General features: G+C 67.5%; 6 protein-coding genes. 4 read left to right on the forward strand and 2 right to left on the reverse strand.

The window, feature by feature from the left end:
* Positions 1-167: 167 nt before the first annotated feature.
* Complete coding sequence (locus N878_RS11630; protein ID WP_021443827.1) at positions 168-617, forward strand: YcgN family cysteine cluster protein; 450 nt, start codon at positions 168-170, stop codon at positions 615-617.
* A gap of 107 nt (positions 618-724) precedes the next feature.
* On the forward strand, positions 725-1957 hold the full coding sequence (locus N878_RS11635; RefSeq protein WP_021443828.1) for a hypothetical protein: 1233 nt from the start codon (positions 725-727) through the stop codon (positions 1955-1957).
* Positions 1958-2008: 51 nt separating this feature from the next.
* Here N878_RS11635 and N878_RS11640 read toward each other — a convergent pair whose 3' ends face one another.
* Entirely contained in the window at positions 2009-2359 is a 351-nt protein-coding gene (locus tag N878_RS11640; protein WP_021443829.1) for a YajD family HNH nuclease, read from the reverse strand.
* Between the two features lie 84 nt (positions 2360-2443).
* Here N878_RS11640 and N878_RS11645 point away from each other — a divergent pair, with 84 nt between their 5' ends.
* Positions 2444-2761, forward strand: a complete 318-nt coding sequence (locus tag N878_RS11645) for a hypothetical protein (protein ID WP_021443830.1) — start codon at positions 2444-2446, stop codon at positions 2759-2761.
* Between the two features lie 83 nt (positions 2762-2844).
* Here the strand turns inward: N878_RS11645 and N878_RS11650 are convergent, their stop codons facing one another.
* Positions 2845-3705: a MurR/RpiR family transcriptional regulator gene (locus N878_RS11650; protein ID WP_177342895.1), complete on the reverse strand. Its 861-nt coding sequence runs from the start codon at positions 3703-3705 to the stop codon at positions 2845-2847.
* 214 nt (positions 3706-3919) lie between these two features.
* On the opposite strand from N878_RS11650, the gene zwf reads away from it, so the two are divergent.
* Positions 3920-5389: a glucose-6-phosphate dehydrogenase gene (gene zwf / locus N878_RS11655; RefSeq protein ID WP_021443832.1), complete on the forward strand. Its 1470-nt coding sequence runs from the start codon at positions 3920-3922 to the stop codon at positions 5387-5389.
* Positions 5390-5455 lie beyond the last annotated feature (66 nt).

The raw sequence follows: 5455 nt of genomic DNA on the forward strand, positions 1-5455 counted from the left end.
CTCGACAACCTGGCGCGCTGGCAGGCCGGCGAGGCGCTGCGCGGCGAGGTGGCGTTCGCCCGCGGCTACTGAGCCCAAGCGCTGCCGTTCGGCATCCGCCGCTTGGCCGTGACCGGCGCTCGGGCTAGACTGCCGCGCTTTTCTCCTCCGAGCTTCTGCCTGTCGCCATGGCCGCCAAAGTCGAACCCTTCTGGAAACGCAAGACCCTCGCCCAGCTCGATCAGGACGAGTGGGAGTCGCTGTGCGACGGTTGCGGTCTGTGCTGCCTGCAGAAGCTCGAAGACGAGGACGACGGCGCCGTCTACTACACCCGCATCGCCTGCAAGCTGCTCGATCTCAAGAGCTGCCGCTGCAGCGACTACGCCAACCGCGCCAAGCACGTGCCCGACTGCATCCAGCTCACCCCGGCGCAGGCCGACCAGTTCCAGTGGCTGCCGCCGACCTGCGCCTACCGCCTGGTCAGCGAGGGCAAGGACCTGCCGCTGTGGCACCACCTGGTCTGCGGCGATCCGGAGGCGGTGCATATCGAGCGCATCTCGCAGTCCGGGCGCATGCTCAGCGAGAACAGCGTGGCCGAAGACGACTGGGAAGAGCACCTGATCTTTCGCGCCGGTTGATCGGCGCCGGGCTTCGTGGCAAATCTGTGCGCCCAGCCATGGAATTGCCCGAGGGCGTCGCGGTCATATCGGATCGCCGCGTCCCACCGCATCAGGAGCCTTGCGCGATGCCCGTTCGTTACCCCTTGTTGTCCCTGCTGTTGCTGAGTCTGAGCCTGCCGACCTGGGCGGCCACGCATAAGGTCGATTTGGACTATCGCGTGCGCTTTCTGCCCGAAACCAACCAGGCCGAAGTCAGCCTGACCCTGGGGCAGGGCGAGCGCGTGCTCAGCCTGGACTTCGACCTGGGCAAGGAGGGCCGCTACAGCGACTTTTCCGCCGACGGTCAGTGGCAGCAGGAGCAGCCCGAGCGCGGCATCTGGCAGCCGGCCGCCGGCAAGAGCCGCCTGAGCTACAAGGTGCGCATCGACCACGAGCGCCAGCCGGGGAGCTTCGATGCGCGGATGACCGAGGACTGGGCGCTGCTGCGTGGTGACGACCTGGTGCCCAGCGCCGTGCTGCGCCAGCAGGACAAGACCGAGCTGGTGGCGCGCCTACAGTTCGAGCTGCCCAAGGGCTGGAACAGCGTGGAAACCGGCTGGCCGCGCATCGGCAAGAATCGCTTTCGCATCGACAACCCGCTGCGCAAGTTCGACCGCCCCACCGGCTGGATGGTCGCCGGCAAGCTCGGCACCCGCCGCGCCCGCCTCGGCGAGACCGATGTCGCCATCGCCGCGCCGGTGGGCGAGGGCATGCGGCGCATGGACATCATGACCCTGCTGACCTTCGTCTGGCCCGAGATGCAGGCGGTGTTCCCCCGCGATCCGGCCAAGCTGCTGATCGTCGGCGCCGGCGACCCGATGTGGCGCGGCGGCCTGTCGGCGGCCAATTCCTACTACATGCACGCGGACCGGCCGCTGGTCAGCGAGAACGGCACCAGCTCGCTGGTGCACGAGCTGGTCCACGTGTTCAGCCGCATCCAGTCGCGCGACCGTAGCGACTGGATCACCGAGGGTCTGGCCGAGTACTACGCCATCGAACTGATGCGCCGTGCCGGCGGTATCGGCGAGGACCGCTACCAGAGGATGCGCGAGCAACTGACGCGCTGGAGCAAGCCGGTGAAGAGCCTGCGCACCGCGCGCGCCACCGGCCCGGTCACCGCGCGCGCGGTGCTGCTGCTGCAGGAGCTGGACCGGGAAATCCGCCAGAAGACCAAGGGCAATACGCAGCCGCGTTCGCTGGACGACGTGACCCGCGGCCTGATGCGCCTGGACAAGGCCAGCACCGAGGATTTCATCGACATCGTCGAGAACGTCATGGGCGGGCCGTCGCGGGTGCTGGATACGCGGTTGCTGCGCTGAGACCAAGGCGGCGGCGCACCTTACGGAGAAGCCGGCACCGCCCCCGCTTCTCTAACGCTTGAGCAGCGCCTCCAGCCCGGCCAGCGCCTTGTGGGTGACCTTGCTGCCGGAGCCGGTGCTGGCGGCTTCTTCCTTCTGGTAGTGCAGGTCGACCTGGCGCTGGTGCTCGTTGTCGTGGCAGTACAGGCACAACAGTTCCCAGTTGGAGCCGTCTTTCGGGTTGTTGTCGTGGTTGTGGTCGCGGTGGTGCACGGTCAGCTCGCTCAGGCGCTTGCCGCTGAACTCGCGGCCGCAGCGGCCGCAGATATGCGGGTACATCTTCAGGGCTTTTTCGCGGTAGCTGGTTTCGCGGCGCCGCTGCGCCTCGGCGAGGATCTGGTCCAGCTTGCTGGTGGTGCTCATGGCGTGGCTCGTGCTCGGGTGGCGAACGTTGGCGTTCGGATGCTGCCAGAATAGAACGAAAGCTCGCCGATCAGGAGCCCCATCATGCGTCGCTCGATACTTGCCGCTTCGATCCTGGCCTGCGCCGCCGCTGCGCTGGCCCAGACCCAGCAACCGCCGCGCATGCCGACGTCACCCGCCGCCGGCGCGCCCGGCACCGCCACGCCGCAACCCTACGGTCAGCCGCAAAGAGCGCCGATTCAGCGCCAGGGACCGGGGACGGCGCCCTTGCTACCGCCACCGCAGGGGCAGAGCCTGCCGCGGCTGGCGCCGCAACCGCCCAAGGATCAGGCCATCCCGCTGCTGGAACAGCAGCTGCAGCGCAATCGCCAACCGGTCGAGCCGGGGAAGACGCAGAACTAGGGCGCTGTCTCAACCTAGTGTTGCGGAACTGCGGGTCGGTGCGCCATGCGCACCAATCGGCCGAGGACGGCGCAGCGCTCGTCCTAGCTCGGCTCCTCGTCCGCCGGATAGCGGCTGGCGGTCAGGCTTTCCTTGATCTTGCGCAGGTGCGGCTGGAAGTCCACGCCGCGGCGCAGGGTCACGCCGGTGGCGAGCACGTCGAGCACGGTGAGCTGGATGATGCGCGAGGTCATCGGCATATAGATGTCGGTGTCCTCCGGCAGCGGAATGTCCAGGCTCAGGGTGCTGGCCTTGGCCAGCGGCGAGCCGGCGGCGGTCAGGCCGAGCACCGAGGCGCCGTTCTCCCGCGCCAGGCGCGCCACCTCCACCAGCTCGCGGGTGCGCCCGGTATAGGAAATGATCACGAACAAATCGCCGGTGTGCGCCACCGAGGCGATCATGCGCTGCATCAGCACGTCTGAATGCGCCGACACCGCCAGGTTGAAGCGGAAGAACTTGTGCTGCGCGTCCAGCGCCACCGAGGCCGAGGCGCCGAGGCCGAAGAAGTGGATCTGCCGCGCCTGGATCAACAGGTCGACGGCGCGGCTGACGTGTTGTGGATCGAGGCTCTGGCAGGCGGCGTCGAGCGAGGCGATGGTGCTGCCGAAGATCTTCCGCGTGTAGGCCTCGGGGCCGTCGTCGGCGGCCACCGCGCGGCTGACGTAGGCGGCGCCGCTGGCCAGGCTCTGCGCCAGCTGCATCTTCAGCTCGGGGTAGCCGTTGGCGCCGAACGAGCGGCAAAAGCGGTTGACCGTCGGCTCGCTGACCGCGGCAGCCTGGGCCAGGGCGGCGATGCTGAAGCGGGTGGCCTGCTGTGGGTCGTGCAGGATCACCTCGGCGACCTTGCGTTCGGCCTTGTTCAGGTCGTCCAGGCGGCTCTGGATTTGTTCCAGCAGGTTGCGCACGCGATCCATAGGGAGCTCCTAACGGGCTTGGCGCCGTCGCGGCGGGCGCTGGCGACAGGCGGAAAAATGGCTGGCCTATCCTACTGATGACGCCCGATGGCCACCACTGCTTATCCGGATAATGGAAAAATGTTGTTGTTATTACAACATTTGCTCTTGATAAAACCGCTGCTACCCGGTATTTCTAGTGCATCTTGATAAAAGAACGAACATCATGGCCGCGATAAAGCTTGAATCCTGCACCTTTGCCCTGTTCGGCGCCCTTGGCGATCTGGCTCTGCGCAAGCTGTTTCCTGCGCTTTACCAGCTCGATCGCGCCGGTTTGCTGCACGACGACACCCGCATCCTCGCCCTGGCCCGCGAAGCCGGCGAGCCGCAGCGCCACCTGGCCGCCATCGACCAGGCCCTGCGCCTGCACGTGCCGGCCAAGGAGCTGGAGGAGGGCGCGCTGGCGCGTTTCCAGGCGCGCCTGCACTACCTGACCATGGATTTCCTCCAGGCCGAGGACTACCTGGCCCTGGCCGAGCTGGCCGGCGCACAGGACCAGCTGATCGCCTACTTCGCCACCCCGGCCTCGGTGTACGGCGGCATCTGCGCCAACCTGGCGGCGCTGGGCCTGGCCGAGCGCAGCCGGGTGGTGCTGGAAAAACCCATCGGCCACGACCTGGCCTCCTCGCGGGCGGTCAACGATGCGGTGGCGCGGGTGTTCCCGGAGAACCGCGTCTATCGCATCGACCACTACCTGGGCAAGGAGACGGTGCAGAACCTGATCGCCCTGCGCTTCGCCAACAGCCTGTTCGAGACCCAGTGGAACCAGAACCACATCTCCCACGTGGAAATCACCGTGGCCGAGAAGGTCGGCATCGAGGGCCGCTGGGGCTACTTCGACCAGGCCGGTCAGCTGCGTGACATGATCCAGAACCACCTGCTGCAGCTGCTCTGCCTGATCGCCATGGACCCGCCCAGCGACCTCTCCGCCGACAGCATCCGCGACGAAAAGGTCAAGGTGCTCAAGGCCCTGGAGCCGATCAGCGCCGAGCACCTCGGCCAGCGCGTGGTGCGCGGCCAGTACGTCGCCGGCAGCGCCGACGGCCGGCCGGTGCCGGGCTACCTGGAGGAGGAGAACTCCAATACCCAGAGCGACACTGAGACTTTCGTCGCCCTGCGCGCCGACATCCGCAACTGGCGCTGGGCCGGCGTGCCCTTCTACCTGCGCACCGGCAAGCGCATGCCGCAGAAGCTGTCGCAGATCGTCATCCACTTCAAGGCGCCGCCGCACTACATCTTCGCCCCCGAGCAGCGCCAGCTGATCGGCAACAAGCTGATCATCCGCCTGCAGCCGGACGAGGGCATCGCCCTGCAGGTGCTGACCAAGGACCAGGGCCTGGACAAGGGCATGCAGCTGCGCAGCGGCCCGCTGCAACTGAGCTTCTCCGACACCTACCGCAGCGCGCGCATCCCCGATGCCTACGAGCGGCTGCTGCTGGAGGTGATGCGCGGCAACCAGAACCTGTTCGTGCGCAAGGACGAGATCGAGTACGCCTGGCAGTGGTGCGACCAGCTGATCGCCGGCTGGAAGCAGCTCGGCGAGGCGCCGAAGCCCTATACCGCCGGCAGCTGGGGGCCGATGGCCTCGGTGGCGCTGATCACTCGCGACGGGAGGAGCTGGTATGGCGATCTCTGATCTCGACCTGCCGCCGGGCGTCGGCGCCCGCAGCCACGCCGCGGCCGAGCAACTGGCCGACGCCCT

The sequence above is a fragment of the Pseudomonas sp. EGD-AK9 genome, assembly GCF_000465935.2.
Taxonomy (GTDB): Bacteria; Pseudomonadota; Gammaproteobacteria; order Pseudomonadales; family Pseudomonadaceae; genus Aquipseudomonas.

Coding starts and splice junctions, on each gene's coding strand:
- N878_RS11630 (WP_021443827.1), top strand. CDS start 168: ATGGCCGCCAAAGTCGAACCCTTCTGGAAACGCAAGACCCTCGCCCAG.
- N878_RS11635 (WP_021443828.1), top strand. CDS start 725: ATGCCCGTTCGTTACCCCTTGTTGTCCCTGCTGTTGCTGAGTCTGAGC.
- N878_RS11640 (WP_021443829.1), bottom strand. CDS start 2,359: ATGAGCACCACCAGCAAGCTGGACCAGATCCTCGCCGAGGCGCAGCGG.
- N878_RS11645 (WP_021443830.1), top strand. CDS start 2,444: ATGCGTCGCTCGATACTTGCCGCTTCGATCCTGGCCTGCGCCGCCGCT.
- zwf (WP_021443832.1), top strand. CDS start 3,920: ATGGCCGCGATAAAGCTTGAATCCTGCACCTTTGCCCTGTTCGGCGCC.